This is a genomic window from Bradyrhizobium sp. 190, from assembly GCF_023073415.1.
Classification (GTDB): Bacteria; Pseudomonadota; Alphaproteobacteria; order Rhizobiales; family Xanthobacteraceae; genus Bradyrhizobium.
Map to the genome: position 1 here is coordinate 190857 of NZ_JADPJL010000023.1, position 18384 is coordinate 209240.

The window sequence follows — 18384 nt, forward strand, 5'->3', positions numbered from 1 at the left end:
AGGCCGGGGCCCATATTGGGTGCGGCCGGCATGGGTCCCGGCTCTGCGGAGCAGCGCACCGGACGATGCTTCGCATCGCCGGGAGAGCGCTGCACCGCGTCCGGGACACGTAGTCACCGCCTGCGATCACGCAAGATCGGACACCTCTCCATCCGGCAGTCCGAACTCAAACGTGTTCAGCGTCATCGACACCATCGTGTAGTAGCCGCACAACCCGATCACTTCCACAATCCCGCGTTCGGTGAGCACCTTCACGGCCTCATCATACAGCGCCTGCGACACGCCCTTGCCCTCATGCAGCGACTTGGCGAGGTCGTAGATCATCTGGCCCTTTGGGTCGTCGAACACAGGCGTGCGACGGTCGCGGATGTCCTCGATGATCTTCGGGTCCATGCCGCCCTTCAGCGCCAGACGCTTATGCGCGAACCACTCGTAATGCGAGGTCCAGTGCCGCGCAGTGACGAGGATCGCGATCTCCGAAAGCTTTGCCGGAAAAATCGTGTTAAACCGAAGTTGCTCACCAAGCCGCGTGGCGTGCCGCGCCATGTCCGGGCTGTTGAGCCAGGCCATCATCGGCGCCGGCGGGGCGCCGCGCTTGCCGGATATCGCTTCGTCGTAGGTTTCTTTTTGTTCGGCGCTCATTTCGCCAGGCGAAAGCAATTTCAGGCGCATGCCCGTTTCCTCTTGTTTTTCAATCGTTACGGCTTTGCGCATACACCCGATCGGGCGTCATGACCACCGCCGGCGCGGCATGGGCTGACGTCAGACATATATTGAATTCCGCAACGCGAGGGCTAAGGTCATCTCCAACATCCCACATGGAAACGCCGATATGTCCGATCTGGAAACATTCCGCCATGAAACCCGCGCCTGGCTGGAGGCCAATTGCCCGCCGGAGATGCGGCGTCCGATGACCTCGGAGAACGACACCTATTGGGGCGGCCGTAACGCAAAATTCTCGTCCGAGCCGCAGCGCGTCTGGTTCGAGCGGATGCGCGACAAGGGCTGGACCGTGCCGGATTGGCCGAAGGAATATGGCGGCGGAGGACTCGCGCCCGCAGAGCACAAGGTGCTGCGCGAGGAGATGGCGGCGATGGGGGCTCGCTCGCCGTTGTCCAGCTTCGGCATCTGGATGCTCGGGCCGGCGCTGTTGAAGTACGGCAACGAGGCGCAGAAGAAGGAGCATCTGCCAAAAATCGCCGCGGGCCTGATCCGCTGGTGCCAGGGCTATTCCGAGCCGAATGCCGGATCGGACCTCGCCTCGCTGCAAACCCGCGCCGAGAGCGACGGCGACGATTACGTCATCAACGGCCAGAAGATCTGGACGTCATACGCGAACTACGCGGACTGGATCTTCTGCCTGGTGCGGACCGATCCGACGGCGAAGAAGCACGACGGCATCAGTTTTATCCTGTTCGACATGGCTTCGAAGGGCGTGTCGACCAAGCCGATCCTTTTGATCTCTGGCTATTCGCCGTTCTGCGAAACCTTCTTTGACAATGTGCGCGTGCCAAAATCGCATGTGGTGGGCACCGTCAACCGCGGCTGGGATGTTGCGAAATATCTGCTGCAGCATGAGCGCGCGATGATCTCGGGGATGGGCGAGCGCGGCGTCGGCCGGCCGCTCGGCCAGGTCGCAGCCGATTCCATCGGCGCCGACGAGCAGGGCCGGCTGGAAGATGCGATGCTGCGCAGCCAGATCTCGACCTTCGAAATCGACGAGGCGGCACTTGGCGCGGCGGCCGAACGCGCGGTGGATCTCGCCAAAGCCGGGCAGTCGCATCCGGCGTTTTCCTCGGCGATGAAATACTACGGCACCGAGCTCAACAAGCGCCGCCACGAAATCCTGATGTCGGCCGGCGGCATCGAAGCGCTGGAATGGGAAAGCGAACGCTCAAGGGGCGGCGCCCGCCCGCGCGCCTGGCTGCGCACCAAGGCCAATTCGATCGAAGGCGGTACCAGCGAGGTGATGCTCGGCATTGTCGCCAAGCGCATCCTCGATCTGCCGGGGGCGTGAGCGCCCAACCTCTCTCGTCGTCCCTGCGAAAGCAGGGACCCATAACCACCGCTGTCTGAGTATTGTGACGCTAGCACCATTCATACTCGATAGGCCGCGGCGTATGGGTCCCTGCGTTCGCAGGGACGACGAAGTAACCTAATTCACCTCTGAAGCGGATATCTGTCCAATGGCACTCGTCCTCACCGAAGAACAATCCATGCTGCGCGACAGCGCGCGCGGCCTTATCAGCGACAAGGCGCCGGTGGCGCACCTGCGCAGCTTGCGCGACAGCAAGGATGCCACGGGATTTTCCCGCGACCTCTGGAAAGCGTTTGCCGAGATGGGCTTTTCCGGGCTGCTGGTGCCGGAGAACTTCGGCGGCTCTGGACTCGGCTGCGTCGAGGCCGGCGTGGTCATGGAGGAAATCGGCCGCACGTTGATGCCGTCGACGTTCTTGTCGACTGCGGTGCTGGCGGCCTCCGCGTTATCGCGCGGTGGCAGCGAAGTACAGAAATCGGCGCATCTGCCGAAGATTGCGGACGGCTCGCTGCTGGCCGCGCTCGCGGTCGATGAAGGCACCAAGCATCGCCCGCTGCAGACCAATTTGCAGGCGGTGCGCTCTGGCAACGGGTTCAAGCTGAGCGGCGCCAAGGCCCTCGTAGTCGATGGTCACACCGCCGATCTCCTGATCGTCGCTGGCCGCACCGGCGGCGCGGCCGGCGAGCGCAACGGACTGACGCTGTTCCTGGTCGATCCCAAGGTCAAGGGCATCGCGGTCGAACGCACCGTGATGGTCGATGCGCATAACGCCGCCAGAATCGAATTCGCCAATGTCGAGGTCGACGCGGATCATGTGCTCGGCGAGGTCGACCAGGGCGGGGCGCTGCTGGAAGGCTTGCTCAATATCGGCCGCGGCGCGGTGGCCTCCGAAATGGTGGGCTTGAGCGAAGAGGTATTCGGCCGCACCGTCACCTATCTGAAGGAGCGCAAGCAGTTCGGCAAGCTGATCGGCGAATTCCAGGCGCTGCAGCACCGCGCAGCCCAGCTCTACATCGATATCGAGATCACCCGGGCTGCAGTGTTGAAGGCGCTGCAGACGCTGGACGGCGATTTCGAGCACGCGAGCGCGGCGGTCGCAGTCGCAAAGGCACGCGCGGGGACCACCGCCACGCTGGCGGTGCAGGAGGGCGTCCAGATGCACGGCGGCATGGGCATGACCGACCAGTTCGACATCGGCTTCTTCATGAAGCGCGCGCGGGTCTGCCAGGAGTTGTTTGGGGACAGCAATTATCACGCCGATCAGTTGGCGCGGATGAAGAGTTATTGATCTTGGTTTCTATCCTCCCCTGGAGGGGGAGGATCGGTTCGCATGAAATGCGAACCGAGGTGGGGTGAAGGTCTCTCCACATCTGACAGTGCCTGAGTGGAGAGACTTTCACCCCACCCCGTCTCGCATTGCGCTTTGCTCCATGCGAGCCGACCCGCCCCCTCAAGGGGCGGGTGATCCAGTACGCCGCGGCCCGATGCGCAATTGCGCATCTGAGGTCTGGTCCTTCGGACCATCCCGGAATGACGACCTTTTCGGTCGTCACCTGATCGGCGGCGCGTACTGGATGCCGCCATTGCTCCAGAGCGAATTCAGGCCGCGCGGGATCTTCAGCTTCGATCCTTCGCCGACATTGCGCTCGTAGACCTCGCCGTAATTGCCGACATGGCGGATGATGCGGGCGGCCCAGTCCTTGCTCAGGCCGAGGTCTTCGCCGTAGGCGCCCTCGGTGCCGACCAGCCGCATCACATCGGGTTTCTTCGACTTCATCGCCTCGTCGATGTTCTTCGAGGTGATGCCGAGTTCCTCGGCGTTGATCATGGCATACAGCGTCCACTTCACGATCATCATCCAGTCGTCGTCGCGCTGGCGCACCACGGGCGCGAGCGGCTCCTTGGAGATGACGTCGGGCAGGATGACATGGTCGCTCGGCTGGATAAGGTTCAACCGGAGTGCGTAGAGCTGGGAGACGTCCGCTGTGAAGGTGTCGCACTTGCCGGATTCATAGGCCTTGAGTACGTCTTCCAGCTTGGAAAACTTGACCTCGGTATATTTCATGTTGTTGGCGCGGAAATGGTCGGCGACGTTGAGCACCGTCGTCGTCCCCTCCTGCACGCAGACCTTGCTGTTGTTGAGGTCGAGTGCAGAATCGATGTTGCGCGAGCGCGGCAGCATGAATCCCTGGCCGTCATAATAGGCCACCGCCGGGAAATAGAGCGCGAAGTTGCTCTCGCGCGACATGCTCCAGGTCGTGTTGCGGGAGAGAATGTCGACCTTGCGGCTCTGCAGCTCTTTGAAGCGTTCGTTGGCGTCGAGGGCCACGAATTTCGCCTTCTTGGGGTCGTCGAAGATCGCCGAGGCCACTGCGCGGCAGAAATCCACGTCGAAGCCGGTCCAGTCACCCTTGTCGTCGGGGATCGAGAACCCGGGCAGGCCCTTGTTGACGCCGCACAGCACGTCGCCGCGGCGGATGGTCCGCTTCAGCGTCTTGGTGTCGTAACGCTCATAGGTGATTGCGATAGCCGCGACCGCGATTGCGGCCGCCAGCCCGATCACGAGGCCGCCTCGAAATGTCCGTAGCATTTTCTAACTCACAATTTCAGGGAAATGGATCGGCTGGAGGAACCGCGTTGTAATTACAGTTCCGGCTTTTGCCGGATGATTACCTTGGTGCCCACGGGCACACGCTCGTAGAGATCGGCGACGTCGGCGTTGACCAGGCGGAAGCAGCCGGAAGAGACGGCGGTGCCGATGGTGTCGGGCCGATTGGTGCCGTGGATGCGGTAGATGGTGGTGCCGAGATACATCGCGCGGGCGCCGAGCGGGTTGCCGGGGCCGCCGGCCATGAAGCGCGGCAGATAGGGCTGGCGCGCGATCATCTCCGGCGGCGGCGTCCAGTCCGGCCACTCCGCCTTGCGCGTGATGTTGACCAGGCCCTGCCATTGAAATCCTTCACGGCCGACGCCGATGCCATAGCGCAGCGCGCGGCCGTTGCCCTGGATTAGGTAGAGATGACGCTCGGCGGTGACGACGATGATGGTGCCCGGCGCCTCGTTGGTGCGATAGAGCACCGCCGTCTTCCTGAATTGAGGATCGAGCTCGACGGACGCATCGGGAAGCAGCCCCGGCTGGTCGCCGACGTCGGGCTGCCGCGTCTGCGCCTGGCTCTGCGGGGCCGAAAGAACCAGACCGCTTGCAGCGATCATCGCCCAGATCAGGTGCCGAAATTTTGTCATCGCAGAGCTCTCCTCGGGGCGCGCTGGCCAAATCAGCGGAACCATCAAATCTCAGGGCCAGCTTGATGGCAAGTTTAGGGCGAATGAGGCAGATAGGTGACTGAAATGTCTTCTGTTTCCGTCAATTGCCCAATTCATGGGATATTGCGGCCAGGCCTATTTCGGCGCGATCCACAGCCTCAGGCAAAACGAAATCAGCGTCACGGTGCCGACGCCGCCGAGCCAAAGCGCGACGAACCACAGCAGACGCTGTGTCAGCGGGCGCTGGTCTGGCTTGATTTGGGTCAATGATAGCCGCTCTCAGGTTTGACCTTGCCGCGAAACACCCAATAGGCCCAGGCGGTATAGCCGAGGATCAGCGGGATCAGCACGGCGACGCCGAACAGCATGAAGATCTGGCTGTTCTCCGGCGCCGCCGCCTGCCAGATCGTGATGCTCTGCGGCACGATGTAGGGATACATGCTGATGCCGAGCCCGGCATAGGACAGTGCGAACAGCGCCAGCGTCAGAAAGAACGGCTGGTAGTCGTATTTGTTGGCGAGGCTGCGCAGCAAAAAAACTGTGATCGCGGCCACCGCGACCGGCACCGGCGCCGTCAGCAGGATGTTCGGCCAGGCGAACCAGCGCTGCGTGTACTGCACATGAAGGAAGGGCGTTGCGATGCTGACCGCGCCGATCGCGCCGAGCATCGACAGCAGCAGGACCCAGCTCAGATGATAGGCGCGGTCGCGCAATTCGCCTTCCGTCTTCATGACCAGCCATGTCGCTCCCAGCAGCGAATAGCCGATCACCAGCGACACGCCGGTCAGGATGCTGAACGGCGTCAGCCAGTCCCACCAGCCGCCGGCATACTGACGTCCCTCGACATGCACGCCTTGCAGGATGGCGCCGAGCGCAATGCCTTGCGCAAGCGTCGCCAGCAGCGAGCCGCCGAAAAAGGCGACGTCCCACCTGTTCCGTTCCTTTGTCGTGCGCCAGCGGAATTCGAAGGCGACGCCGCGAAACACCAGGCCAAGCAGCATCACGATCATCGGCGTGTAGAGCGCCGGCATCAACACCGCATAGGCTAGCGGGAACGCGGCCATCAGGCCGCCGCCGCCGAGCACGAGCCAGGTTTCGTTGCCGTCCCAGACCGGGGCGACGCTGTTCATGATGACGTCGCGATCCCGTTTCTCGGGGAAGAGCGGAAACAGGATGCCGAGGCCGAGATCGAAGCCGTCCATCACGACATAGACGAACACGGCAAAGGCGATGATGAAGGCCCAGATGGTCGGAAGGTCGATCGGGATCATCGGGCGGCTCCCTCGGCAACGGCGCCCGCGGCGGGAGTAATGCCGGCGGTGCGGGTCGGGGCCTCGGACGACGGCCCCTGTTCGCCCGGATGCGGCGGCGCCGCCATCAGGCGGAACAGGTAGACCATGCCGGCTGTGAACACGATGAAATAGACGATGACGAAGGCGATCAGCGAGGAGGCGACCGCGGGTGCCGCCAGCGGCGAGGCCGAGTCAACCGTCCGCAATAGTCCGTAAACCGTGAATGGCTGGCGTCCCACCTCGGTGGTAATCCAGCCCGCGAGCACGGCAACGAATCCCGCAGGCCCCATCGCGACCGCAAACATGTGCAGCAGTCGCGAATCGTACAGCGCGCCACGCACGCGCATCAACAGGCTGAACAGGCCGAGCGCCAGCATGAGTAATCCCATCCCGACCATGATCCGGAACGACCAGAATGTGATCGCCACCGGCGGCCAGTTTTCGCGCGGCACCGTGTCGAGGCCGGCCATCGGTGCGTCGGGTGAGTGTTTGAGGATCAGCGAACCCAGCTTCGGCACTTCGATCGCATAGTCGACCCTGCCGGCGGCCTGGTTGGGCAGGCCGAACAGGATCAGGGGCGCGCCGTCCTTGTGGCTATGGAAGTGACCCTCCATCGCCATGATCTTCACGGGCTGATGCTCCAGCGTGTTGAGCCCGTGCTGATCGCCCGCGATGATCTGGAGCGGTGCCACCAAAGTGGCCATCCACATCGCCATCGAGAACATCACGCGCGGGCCGGCGAGGTGGCGGTCGCGGAGCAGGTGATATGCGCCGACCGCGCCGACCACCAGCGCGGTGGTCAGGTACGCCGCCAGCACCATGTGCACGAGGCGGTAGGGGAATGACGGGTTGAAGATCACTTTCAGCCAGTCGGCGGCGATGAACTGCCCGTCCGCATTGACGGCATGGCCGGCCGGCGTCTGCATCCAGGAATTGGCTGACAGAATCCAGAACGCCGAAATCAGCGTGCCGATCGCGACCATCAGCGTCGCCAGAAAATGCAGTTTTGGACCGACACGCTTCAGGCCAAACAGCATCACGCCGAGGAAACCTGCCTCGAGGAAGAAGGCGGTCAAAACCTCATAGGCCATCAGCGGGCCGATCACCGGTCCGACCTTGTCTGAAAATGCCGACCAGTTGGTGCCGAACTGGTAGGACATCACGATACCCGACACCACGCCCATGCCGAAGGCGACGGCAAAGATTTTTAGCCAGTAGTTGAACAGGTTGATGTAGACCTCGCGCCCGGTCCACAGCCACAGCGCTTCGAGCACGGCGAGATAGCTGGCGAGCCCGATCGAGAAAGCGGGGAATATGATGTGGAACGACATCGTGAAAGCAAACTGCGCCCGGGCCAATACGACCGCATCCCAGCCTTCGAACATCGGCACCACCTGTCGCAGTTTCGTCGGCGCGATCTTCTTCGAAAAACGGAACTACAGTTTTCGAAAATTGCGTCCGAACCAGGTGTTTATCTTACCACGCCCGATGCGACGATTACACTATACCTGCGTGTATGCATGCGTACCGCGCGGAACAGGTGTGCAGGCCTATCCGGCACCAGATGGATTCAGTCCCAGTCTGCGGACGATCTCGGCCTGCACCGCACGGGCTTGGTCCTTGCCGACCAGCACTGGACTGCGAATCTTTCGCCCGGTGCGGAGCCGGATCGCGATTACGTAGTGGCTGCCCTTCCGGCCGCCGCTTTCGACATCGATGCGCTCGACATCGTCACCGCCGACCGTGTCCGCCTCTGTCGTACCCATTAACGACAGCCGTTCAAACCTGATGACGCCATCGTGGACAATCCAGAATGCACTGGTCCGATAGAGATATCTGATCAGCACGAAGGCCATGATCGCGCTGAGAGACCAGACGGCGATTCCAAGGGCGGACAATTTGCCGCTCCAGAGCGCATAGATGAACGGAAGGCTCAGCGAGCAGACGAGCAGCACGAGAAGAGCCCTGTATGCCCGGACGCGTTTGGAACTGATCGGCTTACCTAGTCGTATCCCGGGATTGGCGGCGTCGAACGGGTTCTCGGCTAATTCGGGCGCTGGCAACTGAAGCAGCCAGGCAATCTGCAAAGTGGTTTTTTGCACCTGGGTGATATCAGGCAGCGGAGGTGAGGCGAGCGTATCCCCCGATTCGATTTCGACTACGAGGGTGAACTCCACTGATTTGCCGATGCTCTTTCGCAGACGTATCCTGGATATTTCGTTATCCATGACAATCTTCGGTGCAACTTCCCGAATGGACGCTGTTCGCCGATCAGGATTTCGCCTGGCGTAATGATCCAGACGACGTTGCGATCAAAGAGGGCCGCGCCCAGCAGAAGACACCCGAACAGCAACGCAAAGAGGGCGGCGATGCCGAGCCATTGGTCGCTTGCAAGGTGAGCGAGGCCGGGCAGGGCGATCAAGCACAAAATGACGGCAATGCCCGCGAGAACGAGCCGCTCATTGAGCGACGTGCCCTTGCGCAGCCTGACTTCATTCTCGTTTGCCGCAGCATCCATTTTCGGCGGCAAACATCACGATCGGCGTAGTCACGTCAAGCGGCAAAGGGCGCGGGCGGTAACGCACCGGAGTTACTCAGGTCGCGGCGTTCAGCAACCGTCCTCAAGGTGTCACTGCGCATCCCCCAAAAACAGAGCGACCCGGCTGGGGGGCATCCCGGCCGGGTCGTTGGAGGTTACTTGGGAGGTCTAGAGCTTGGAAGGCTAGAAATTCAGCGGGGGGTCTCGCTGTCGTAGGAGATCACGCAGATCTCCTTGGGACTCTTGGTGCCGCAATCCACCACCTGTTCACGCACGAACGTCGAACCGGTGTCGCGGTGGACGCGGGGCTGTACGTTCTGGGCCGACAGGGTGGCCAGTGTCGCGACGGCGCCGAGCGGGACGATGAAAAGGCGGAAGGACGGCTTCAGCATGTTCGCTCTCCTGTTCGGCGTTGGCGTTTAAGTTGGTGATGATCGGTATAGGGGCTGAGTTTTTCCGGGTGATGTCGACGATTGTTTCATTTGTTTCGTCGGAGGTAATCTTTGCCCGTCGAAATCGACCCGTTTTTCCGTCCCCGATACCAATCTAACCAACTGAAACAGCTACGTTTTATGCAGCGAGGCTGCCCACGCCGGCGCCCTTAAGCAACTCGGCCAATTGTTTGCGGGCATAGAACATCCGGGTCTTCACCGTGCTCTGGGGAATACCGATGATCGCGCCGGCCTCTTCCACCGACTTCTCGTGGTAGTAGACCAGATTGATGATCTCGCGATGGGCCGGCGACAGCTTGGCGACGCAGGCGCGCAGGATCGCGCTGGTGTTGCTGCGGTCGAGCGAGGCTTCCGGCGTGTCGGCCTCATCGGCGATCTCCAGCACGTCTTCCTGCTCGATGTCTTCATGCTTGCGCTGGCGAAGCGCGGTCAGCGCCTTGAAGCGGGCAATCGACAGCAGCCAGGTCGAAACCTGCGAGCGGCCCTCGAACTGGCTGGCGGTCCGCCACACGTCGAGGAACACCTGGCTGACGAGGTCTTCCGCCATCGTGGTATCGCGCACCATGCGCAGCACGAAGCGGTAAACCCGGACGTTATGGCGGGAATAAAGCACATGCATCGCCGTGCGGTCGCCCTTGGCAATACTCTGCAGCAGCATCTCGTCTGATGTCGCGCGGGCGGCGGCAATCGACTTCTTGGCTGCGGCGTTGATGGCGATGACGTTCGACATGACAGGCTCCCAATTCCGACGCCAACAGGCGTTTCGTTGGGAGAATTGTTAATTAGGCTCGGTTTCGGGATGTCTGCTCCAAAGGGGGAAAATGGTTTCGTGCAGGAGAGAATTGTTTCGTCGCGGGGCCTGCGACGAAACATTCGGAGCTAAAATGCCAGTAATTTCAATATGCGGAAAATTGGAAGATTTCGGACCCGGATTGGTTCCGCACAGGCGCAAACCCATCGTCGTCCCTGCCTAGTGCGCAATTGCGCACGGGGCGCAGGGACCCATAACCACAGGGCGTTGTTGTCTGGAAAGGACGTCTACCGCAGCGTGTCAATACGCGTGCCGCGGAGTATGGGTCGGCGCGTTCGCGGGGACGACGACGGTGTGCTGAATCTAACCCTTCTCGCCTGTCGGCGAGAACAAATACCCGCCGCCTCTGATCGTGCGGATCACGGCGGGCTTGGTCGGGTCGATCTCGATCTTGCGCCGGATGCGCATGATGCGCAGATCAACCGCGCGGTCGAACGCTTCAGCGTCGCGCGCATTGGCAAGCTCCAGCAGCCGCTCGCGCGACAACACGCGCTTCGGGTTCGCGGCGAACACCTTCAACAGGCCGAATTCGGACGCCGTCAGCGGATGCTCGTTGCCTTCGTCGTCGCGCAGCGCCTGGGCTTCGAGGTCGAGCCATTTGGTGCCGAACCGCACCAGCTGCTCCTTCTCGGTCTTTGCGGCCGCAGCCTCCGGCGCGGCAGCCGCCTTGGCCGGCGTGCTGCGGCGAAGCACCGAGCGGATGCGCGCCATCAGTTCGCGCAGCTCGCAGGGCTTTGCGATGTAGTCGTCGGCGCCGAGTTCGAGGCCGACGACGCGGTCGATCGGGCTCGCCGTCGCCGTCAGCATGATGACGGGAACGTTGATGCGGCTCTTGAGGTCGCGAATGATCGAAAGCCCGTCTTCCTCGGGCATGTTGAGGTCGAGCACGACGAGGTCGGGCACGTTGGTCTCGATCTCGCGGCGCAGGCTTTTTCCGCCGTCGCACAGCGTGACGTTGAAACCGTGCATCTTGAGGTAATCACCGACCATCTCGCGGGCCGGCGGCTCGTCGTCGACAATGAAGATGTGCGGGCTCTGGGTCATGTCGTCTCTGTCGCTGGCAGTGTAACGGTAAATGTCGATCCCTGTCCGGGGCCGGCGCTTTCCGCGGTCACATGGCCGCCATGCATGTCGATGATACGCTTGACGATCGACAGGCCGAGGCCGGTCGAGCTTTCCCCGGCCGTCGGCTTGGCCGAGAGCCGCTGGAACCGGCCGAACAGCCGGCCGAGATCTTCCGGCGAAAGGCCGGCGCCCTGGTCGGCGATGCGGATCACCGTGTCGCCGCCCTCATGGGTGACGGCGACCGTGATCTTGCCGCCGATCGGCGAGTATTTGATGGCGTTGCTGAAGAGGTTGTCGATCGCCTCGCGGATCCGGTCGGCATCGCACATGGTGACGACATTCGGCGGGGCGGAAACCGAGATGGCCTGCTGCTTGTTGACCGCCGAGGGCAGGTTGGAATCGGCGACCTCGGAAACGAGCGCTGCGACGTCGACCGGTTCGCGGCGGATGGTGATGTCGAAGGCGTCCGCCATCGCATCCGAAATCAGGTGATCGACCATCGAGGTCAGGCGCTTGGTGGCGTCCCTGATATGCTCGACCTGGGCGGTGACGTTCTCCTTGGGTGAGCCGGCGCCGATCAATTCCGTCAGCATTTCGGTGCGGCCCAGGATCACGCCGAGCGGATTCTTCAAATCGTGCGCGACGGTGCCGAGAATCTCGTTCTTGAAGCCGTTGGCGCGCTGCAGCCGCAGCCACTGCGCCGACAGCCGTCGGTTGGCCTGCATCAGCGCACGGGTGCGCTGGGCGACGCGGTCCTCGAGCTGGGTATTGGCCTCGTGCAGTTGCCGGTAGAGGATGACGTTGTCGAACGCGATCGACAGCCGGCTCGAGAAAATCTCGACCAGCGCGCGGTCGGTGTCGGAAAGCTGGCGCTCGGCCTGCAGCAGCACTACCACCTCGCGGCCAGAGCCGGTGCGCAGGTAGAGCACGCTGCGGTGGTCGGCGAACTCGTTCTTGCGGCGCTGGAAGGCGGCTTCCACCATCTGCCGCAAATCCGGATCGAGCGCCTTGGAGCTTGTCGTCCCGATGAAGCGGCTGTAGCAGCCCGACCCCGCCAGCACCGAGAATTCGCTCCCTGCGGTGCCGTCGTCGCGCAACACCAGGATGCCGGCGCAGTCGACATTGAGCAACGAGGCGAGCTGCGTCAGCACGCCTTCCGCGAGGCGCTGCATCGACTTGAAGTCGTACAGCGTCGAGGCGGCGTCGATGATGATTTCAAGTCCGCGCCTGGTCTGCACCATGCGCTCGAGCTGCTGATAGCTGCGCAGCGCTGCCGTCAGCGAGGTGAACAGCTTGTCGGCCGTGAGCTCCGTCTTGGCCTTGTAGTCGTTGATGTCGTACTGGACGATGACGCGGCGCTCGGGCGCTTGTCCCGGCTGGCCGGTACGCAGGATGATGCGGACGGTTTCGTTCTTGAGCTCGTTGCGGATGTATTCGACGAGGTCAAGGCCTGCGACGTCGGTTTCCATGATGACGTCGAGCAGCACGGCCGCGACGTCGGGATTGTTGCGCATCAAGGTGCGGCCTTCGGCCGCGGAATAGGCCGACAGGATTTCCAGCGTCGCGCCATGGAGATTGTAGTCGCTCAGCGCAAAGCGGGTGCCTTCGTGCACCGCGGCATCGTCGTCGATGACGGCGATCTTCCATTTGCGCGCGGACGAGTCCTCCGGAACGGTCCCGGTATCGTCGATCAGGTGGAGGACATCGTCCTGTTCGGCCATTGAGGAGTTCCGTCGGCTGCTGTCTGGTCTGTAATCGTGGGTTCGCCCCGGGCGACTTTAGGCATGATAATGCGGAATGTAGTGCCTTGTCCCAGCCTTGACTCCAGCATCATCCGGCCGCCGAGCTGTTGAGTGACAAGATTATAGACGATATGCAAGCCCAGCCCGGTGCCGCCTTGGTTGCGGCGCGTCGTAAAGAAGGGGTCAAACGCCTGCCGCTGCACGTCCGGCGTCATTCCGGCCCCGTTGTCGGCAAAAATGATCTCCACATCGTCGCTGCCGCGTGCCCGCGCCGAGATCGTGATCGCCCCGGACCTGCCGTCGGCAAAGGCATGGTTGGCGGCGTTGAGGAAAAGATTGGTTAATATCTGGCCGTAGGAGCCGGGGTAGCCGTCGATGAAAAGCCCTTCCGGCACGTCCACCGACAGTGTGATCGCGGCCTTCTTCAGCACCGGCTTCAGGCTGGCGACGATCTGATCGGTGGCCTCGCTGAGGTTGAATTGCCGGCGCTCGGCGTGCGAGCGATCCACCGCTACCTGCTTGAACGACTGGATCAGTTCGCCGGCGCGATGCAGGTTCGCCACCAGTTGCCCTGCTGCGTCGCGCGAGGACTTGACGAAGTCGTCGAGCTTGGAGCGGCGTAGCGGCCCCGTCCGCAGTTCCTGCTCGAACATGTCGGCGCGACGCGCAAAACTCGACGCCACCGTCAGGCTGATGCCGATCGGGTTGTTCACCTCATGGGCGACGCCGGCGACCAGCCCGCCGAGCGCCGCCAGCCGTTCGGCGTCGATCAGGTTCTGCTGCGCGGTGTTGAGCTCGAGCAGCGCGCTTTCGGCCTTTTCCTTCGACGCGCGCAGTTCGTCCTCGGTCTTGCGCTTGGCGATGGCGTTTTCGCGGAATACGTCCACCGCGCGCGCCATGGCGCCGACCTCGTCCCTGGCGGTGGTGCCCTGCACGCGGCGATCGTAATTGCCCGAGGTGATCGCATGCATGGCCGCCAGGATCTGTTGCAGCGGCAGGCGGATCGAGAGCGCGATCAGGACGCCGGCGGACAGGATGATGCCGAGGAACATCACGGCGATCGACAGCACCCGGCGCGAGATGCCCGACAGCGTCTTGTCGAACGTCTCCTGCGCTTTCTGCTCGCGCTGGCGCATCTTGACCGACAACTCGTCGATGACGCTGATGGCCTCGGCCTGGCTGGCATCGATGGTGTTGCGCAAGAGCTCGGTCCGGATCGCGAGCTGCTCGGTCAGCTTGGTCATCCCATCGCGCAACGCCACCGTCCGCGCCTTCAGCCGCGTCAGCGCCATGCGCTGCAGGTCGTTGTCGGCGAGTTCAGCCATAACGGGGATGGTCTTCTCGATCGTCTCGGTATTCCTGCGGGCGTCCTCGGCGGAGGCCGAGGCGGGCGACAGATAATAGGCGTTGGCGGCGACCAGCATGGCCGTAAACGCCTCGCGGGACCTTCCGAGCGCCGGCCAGATCTGCGCGTCGCGATGCCCGGTTGCACCCTCGATGATCGAATACAGCCCGGCCATTTCCCGGGCCGGACCCAGCACCTGCTGCTCATAGGTCTTGGTGATGGTGGCCTGCACGGCGCGCAATTCGCCAAAGCCGTTGAGGAAACGGTCGGTGACGTGTTCGAGCCGCTCGACCGCCCCCGACAGCATCTTGTCGTTCGCGGCGCGCGTAGTGAGAGTGCCGAGCACCGCTTCGCGCAACAGCAGGATCTCGGCGAACAGTTCGGGGCTCGGCTGGTTGATGTAACGATGGATCAGGTTCTGCAGCCGGCTGGTTTCGCTTTCCAGGAGCGCCAGGATCTTGTCGGACTCGCGCACCTGCCGGACGTCGTCCCAGGCCGAACCCAGCACCTTGGCGCCGTTCCAGATCAATACGGCGAGTACCACGACGACGGCGGAGTTCAATCCCGCGATCGACAGGATGCGCCAGCGGATCGGCACCGCGCGCAGCCACTGCACGACGCGAAAACGGCCGCGCGCGGCGAAGCTCGCCGGCCGTTCCGCTGTTCGCTGCTGTTGCGATGCACCGATCAAATTCACTCCACTCTACGAAGGCGCCAGATCAATACCGGCGTCGTCGCCCTGATCAATGCAACGATGGTACGGTTGAGATCGGCCGCGCCGGTCTTGATATGTCCGAGGGGTTCCTTTTCCGCGCCGAGCCGGCGGGAATGGAACGCGTCGATCGGATGCCTCTCGTTCTGGGGATCGGGCATACGAAACTCGCGTTCTGGGGATCGGGCATACGAAACTCGCGCGTAAAAACGCCCGTTGAGACCGCCGTAACCAACAGCGCAACAACAAGCACGAAAGGTCCGCGAAAGGTCGGCGCGGCGATACACAGGCAACAATCCCCTTAGAGATGGAGTCTGCGGGCGGGGAGAAAAGGTTCAACGCATTTTTAGCAGAATTTACCGATGCTTGACCATTGAAGGCTGGGCTGGCAAGTGGCTTGCTACGGGTAATCGTGATAATTCTGCGCAATTTTCAGTTGTGTTGTGCACTGCGGCGATGCCGGGCGGATTGAAACCGCGGCCTGAGGGATTTATGAGGGCGCAGCGAACAGGTACATCGCCGGCGCGGCAAAGCAGGAAATCACCAGTGAAATTGGCCTTGAGATTCTTGCAATTCGCAGCGCTCGCCGCCACGGCGCTTGCGTCTCCGGCGCAGGCCGCCACCGAGATCATGTGGTGGCACGCGATGTCGGGGGAGCTCGGCAAGCAGCTTGAAAAGCTGGCGGCCGATTTCAATGCGTCGCAGTCGGACTACCGGATCGTACCGACCTACAAGGGCAATTACACCGAGACGGTGACGGCGGCGATCTTTGCATTCCGCTCGCGAAGCCAGCCCGCCATCGTTCAGGTCAACGAGGTCGCGACCGCTACCATGATGGCGGCGAAGGGCGCGATCTATCCGGTGTTCGAATTGATGCGCGATCAGTCGGAACCGTTCTCGCCGGAGGCGTATCTGCCGGCCGTGACCGGTTATTATTCCGATGTCGCCGGCAACATGCTGTCGTTCCCGTTCAATGTCTCGACGCCGATCCTCTATTACAACAAGGATCTGTTCCGCGCCGCGGGCCTCGATCCGGAGGTGGCGCCGAAGACCTGGGCCGAGGTCGGCGCAGCCGCAAAGCGCCTGCGCGCGGCCGGCTCGCCTTGCGGGCTCACCACATCCTGGCCTTCCTGGGTCCATGTCGAGAATTTTTCCGCATTCCACAATCTGCCGCTGGCAACCCGGGCCAACGGCTTCGCTGGGCTCGATGCGGAATTGAGCTTCAACAATCCGGACGTGGTGCGGCACATCGCGCAACTCGCGGAATGGCAGGCGACGAAAGTTTTCGACTATAGCGGCCGCGGGCAATCGGCCGAGCCGCGCTTTCAGAAGGGCGAATGTGCCATCTTCATCGGCTCGTCCGGGACGCGCGCGGACATCAAGGCCAATTCGAAATTCGAGGTCGGCTACGGCATGATCCCGCACCGGCCGGAAATCGCCGGCGCCCCGCAAAACTCTATCATCGGCGGCGCCACGCTATGGGTGCTGCGCGACCGACCGCGCGGCGAATACACTGGCGTCGCGCGGTTCTTCGCCTATCTCTCGAAGCCCAACGTTCAGGCCGCCTGGCACCAGAACACCGGCTATCTGCCGATCACCCGCGCCGCCTCCGACCTCACCCGCGCGCAGGGCTTCTACGATCGCAATCCTGGTGCTGCGATCGGCATAGAGCAGTTGACCTTGAAGCCGCCGACCGAGAACTCGAAAGGAATCCGGCTTGGGTCCTTTGTGCTGATCCGCAGCGTGATCGACGAAGAACTCGAGCAGGTTTTCAGCGGCAAGCAGTCCGCACAGGCAGCCCTCGACCTCGCCGTCGAACGCGGCAATCGCCTGCTGCGCCAGTTCGAGCGGGCGAATCCGGACCGGTAGTTTTGTGTAGCCCGGGTGAAGCGTAGCGCAACCCGGGGATTCATCTTGCAGCACCGATCCCGGATTTCGCTCGCTACATCCGGGCTACATACTGAGGCAATGGTGCGGTCCTTCCCGCTATTCACAGATTACGAGCCCTTCCGCACCTGGCGCGCCGATCCGGCGCAATGGCTGCCGATCGCGCTCGATATCGCCCGCAGCCACGGCCTGGCGTGCGCGGCCCCGCACGTCTTCGCCACCGGCACCAACATCGTCATGGCGCTCGATGAAAAACTCATCCTGAAGATCTTCCCGCCCTTTCTTCGTTCCCAATTCGTCTCGGAACGTGGCTCGGTCGCCCAACTTCGCGGACAGCTTCGGATCGCGATCCCCGAAATCGTCGTCGAAGGCGAGCGCGACGGATGGTCGTATCTCGTCATCACGCGGCTGCCGGGCATTCTGGGCGAGCAAGCGTGGCCGTCGCTGCCGGAAGAGGAAAAGGAGCGCGTCCTCGCGGAAATCGGCGAGACGATTGCCGAGGTGCAGCGCGCGCCGATTGGCGCATTGGCCCGGATCGAACCGGACTGGGGCACCTTCATGCGCGGGCAAATCGCGGGATGCCGCGCCCGGCACGAGCGCCTCGGATTGCCGCAGAAATTCTTGCGAGGGCTGGACGAACTGCTGCGCGATGCGGCGGCGCTCATTCCGCTCGACAAGCCGCCGGTGATCCTGACCGGTGAATATATTCCGGAGAATTTCCTGTTGAGGCGCGATGGCGATGGTTGGCATCTCGCGGGCCTGATCGACTTCGGCGACGTGATGACTGGGTGGGGCGAATACGATCTGCTGGGCCCGAGCGCCTTCATGACCGCCGGCATGCCGCGGCGGGTCCGGAGCCTGTTTGATGGATTTGGCTATTCGGATGGAGATATCACTCCCAACCTGAAGCGACGGCTGATGGCGCTGATGCTCCTGCATCGTGCCAGCGATCCCGTCAGGAAAATCTGCATCGAGGGCTGGCAAGAGCGGGCCGGCGACCTGTTCGAATTGCAGGATTTGCTCTGGCCGATCTGAGTGCCGCACAGCAATAGAGCGCCCAGAATTTCTGCATATTTATTGAGCAAATATGCCTCTTTGTATGCAATCCGTCAGGATGTCGCAACCCGGCCGACGCCCCGGCCGGTCTCTATTGGCAAGCTAAATCAATCGGTTGGTGCGAAAGAAAGCTTTCTTTAACGGTTGGCACAAACCTTGCGATCTCAGTTCCAAAGCCGTT

At 62.4% G+C, this 18384-nt stretch carries 18 protein-coding genes; 5 read left to right on the forward strand and 13 right to left on the reverse strand.

The features are described from left to right. Positions 1-126: 126 nt before the first annotated feature. Positions 127-672: a carboxymuconolactone decarboxylase family protein gene (locus tag IVB22_RS15835; protein WP_247518244.1), complete on the reverse strand. Its 546-nt coding sequence runs from the start codon at positions 670-672 to the stop codon at positions 127-129. Between the two features lie 160 nt (positions 673-832). Here IVB22_RS15835 and IVB22_RS15840 point away from each other — a divergent pair, with 160 nt between their 5' ends. Both IVB22_RS15840 and IVB22_RS15845 read left to right on the forward strand, forming a co-directional pair. Beyond that, complete coding sequence (locus IVB22_RS15840) at positions 833-2017, forward strand: acyl-CoA dehydrogenase family protein (RefSeq protein WP_247518245.1); 1185 nt, start codon at positions 833-835, stop codon at positions 2015-2017. Positions 2018-2186: 169 nt separating this feature from the next. After that, positions 2187-3326, forward strand: a complete 1140-nt coding sequence (locus IVB22_RS15845; RefSeq protein ID WP_247518246.1) for an acyl-CoA dehydrogenase family protein — start codon at positions 2187-2189, stop codon at positions 3324-3326. Positions 3327-3587: 261 nt separating this feature from the next. On the opposite strand, the gene IVB22_RS15850 is transcribed toward IVB22_RS15845, so the two are convergent. From IVB22_RS15850 to IVB22_RS15875, 6 genes are all read right to left on the reverse strand, one after another. After that, complete coding sequence (locus IVB22_RS15850; protein WP_247518247.1) at positions 3588-4628, reverse strand: amino acid ABC transporter substrate-binding protein; 1041 nt, start codon at positions 4626-4628, stop codon at positions 3588-3590. Positions 4629-4681: 53 nt separating this feature from the next. Next, positions 4682-5281, reverse strand: a complete 600-nt coding sequence (locus tag IVB22_RS15855) for a L,D-transpeptidase (protein ID WP_247518248.1) — start codon at positions 5279-5281, stop codon at positions 4682-4684. Between the two features lie 156 nt (positions 5282-5437). Beyond that, positions 5438-5569, reverse strand: coding sequence for a DUF2474 domain-containing protein (locus tag IVB22_RS15860; protein WP_249805219.1), 132 nt, complete (start codon positions 5567-5569; stop codon positions 5438-5440). After that, positions 5566-6573: a cytochrome d ubiquinol oxidase subunit II gene (gene cydB / locus IVB22_RS15865; protein ID WP_249805220.1), complete on the reverse strand. Its 1008-nt coding sequence runs from the start codon at positions 6571-6573 to the stop codon at positions 5566-5568. The genes IVB22_RS15860 and cydB overlap by 4 nt, the downstream gene beginning before the upstream one ends. Beyond that, positions 6570-7979 carry a cytochrome ubiquinol oxidase subunit I gene (locus IVB22_RS15870; RefSeq protein WP_247518249.1) on the reverse strand — a complete coding sequence of 470 codons (1410 nt, stop codon included), beginning with the start codon at positions 7977-7979 and terminating at the stop codon, positions 6570-6572. Before IVB22_RS15870 ends, cydB begins: the two co-directional genes overlap by 4 nt. 165 nt (positions 7980-8144) lie before the next feature. Further along, a complete protein-coding gene (locus tag IVB22_RS15875; RefSeq protein ID WP_247518250.1) occupies positions 8145-8822 on the reverse strand; it encodes a hypothetical protein in 678 nt (225 codons plus the stop codon). Between the two features lie 11 nt (positions 8823-8833). Between IVB22_RS15875 and IVB22_RS15880 the strand changes: the two genes are divergently transcribed. Next, entirely contained in the window at positions 8834-9142 is a 309-nt protein-coding gene (locus IVB22_RS15880; protein WP_247518251.1) for a hypothetical protein, read from the forward strand. Positions 9143-9324: 182 nt separating this feature from the next. Here IVB22_RS15880 and IVB22_RS15885 read toward each other — a convergent pair whose 3' ends face one another. The 6 genes from IVB22_RS15885 to IVB22_RS15910 form a co-directional block, all read right to left on the reverse strand. After that, on the reverse strand, positions 9325-9525 hold the full coding sequence (locus IVB22_RS15885; RefSeq protein ID WP_247518252.1) for a hypothetical protein: 201 nt from the start codon (positions 9523-9525) through the stop codon (positions 9325-9327). A 178-nt stretch (positions 9526-9703) separates the two neighbouring features. Further along, positions 9704-10315, reverse strand: coding sequence for a sigma-70 family RNA polymerase sigma factor (locus tag IVB22_RS15890; RefSeq protein ID WP_247518253.1), 612 nt, complete (start codon positions 10313-10315; stop codon positions 9704-9706). A gap of 384 nt (positions 10316-10699) precedes the next feature. After that, a complete protein-coding gene (locus IVB22_RS15895) occupies positions 10700-11440 on the reverse strand; it encodes a response regulator (protein ID WP_247518254.1) in 741 nt (246 codons plus the stop codon). After that, positions 11437-13182 (reverse strand): DUF3369 domain-containing protein, encoded by a 1746-nt coding sequence (locus IVB22_RS15900; protein ID WP_247518255.1) that lies wholly within the window; start codon positions 13180-13182, stop codon positions 11437-11439. The genes IVB22_RS15895 and IVB22_RS15900 overlap by 4 nt, the downstream gene beginning before the upstream one ends. Then, a complete protein-coding gene (locus tag IVB22_RS15905) occupies positions 13152-15146 on the reverse strand; it encodes an ATP-binding protein (protein WP_374207546.1) in 1995 nt (664 codons plus the stop codon). Before IVB22_RS15905 ends, IVB22_RS15900 begins: the two co-directional genes overlap by 31 nt. Positions 15147-15241: 95 nt before the next feature. Further along, complete coding sequence (locus IVB22_RS15910) at positions 15242-15421, reverse strand: hypothetical protein (RefSeq protein ID WP_247518256.1); 180 nt, start codon at positions 15419-15421, stop codon at positions 15242-15244. A 331-nt stretch (positions 15422-15752) separates the two neighbouring features. On the opposite strand from IVB22_RS15910, the gene ugpB reads away from it, so the two are divergent. Next, positions 15753-17129 carry a sn-glycerol-3-phosphate ABC transporter substrate-binding protein UgpB gene (gene ugpB, locus IVB22_RS15915; RefSeq protein ID WP_247518257.1) on the forward strand — a complete coding sequence of 459 codons (1377 nt, stop codon included), beginning with the start codon at positions 15753-15755 and terminating at the stop codon, positions 17127-17129. A 102-nt stretch (positions 17130-17231) separates the two neighbouring features. Then, entirely contained in the window at positions 17232-18182 is a 951-nt protein-coding gene (locus IVB22_RS15920; RefSeq protein WP_247518258.1) for a phosphotransferase, read from the forward strand. The last annotated feature ends 202 nt before the right edge of the window (positions 18183-18384 follow it).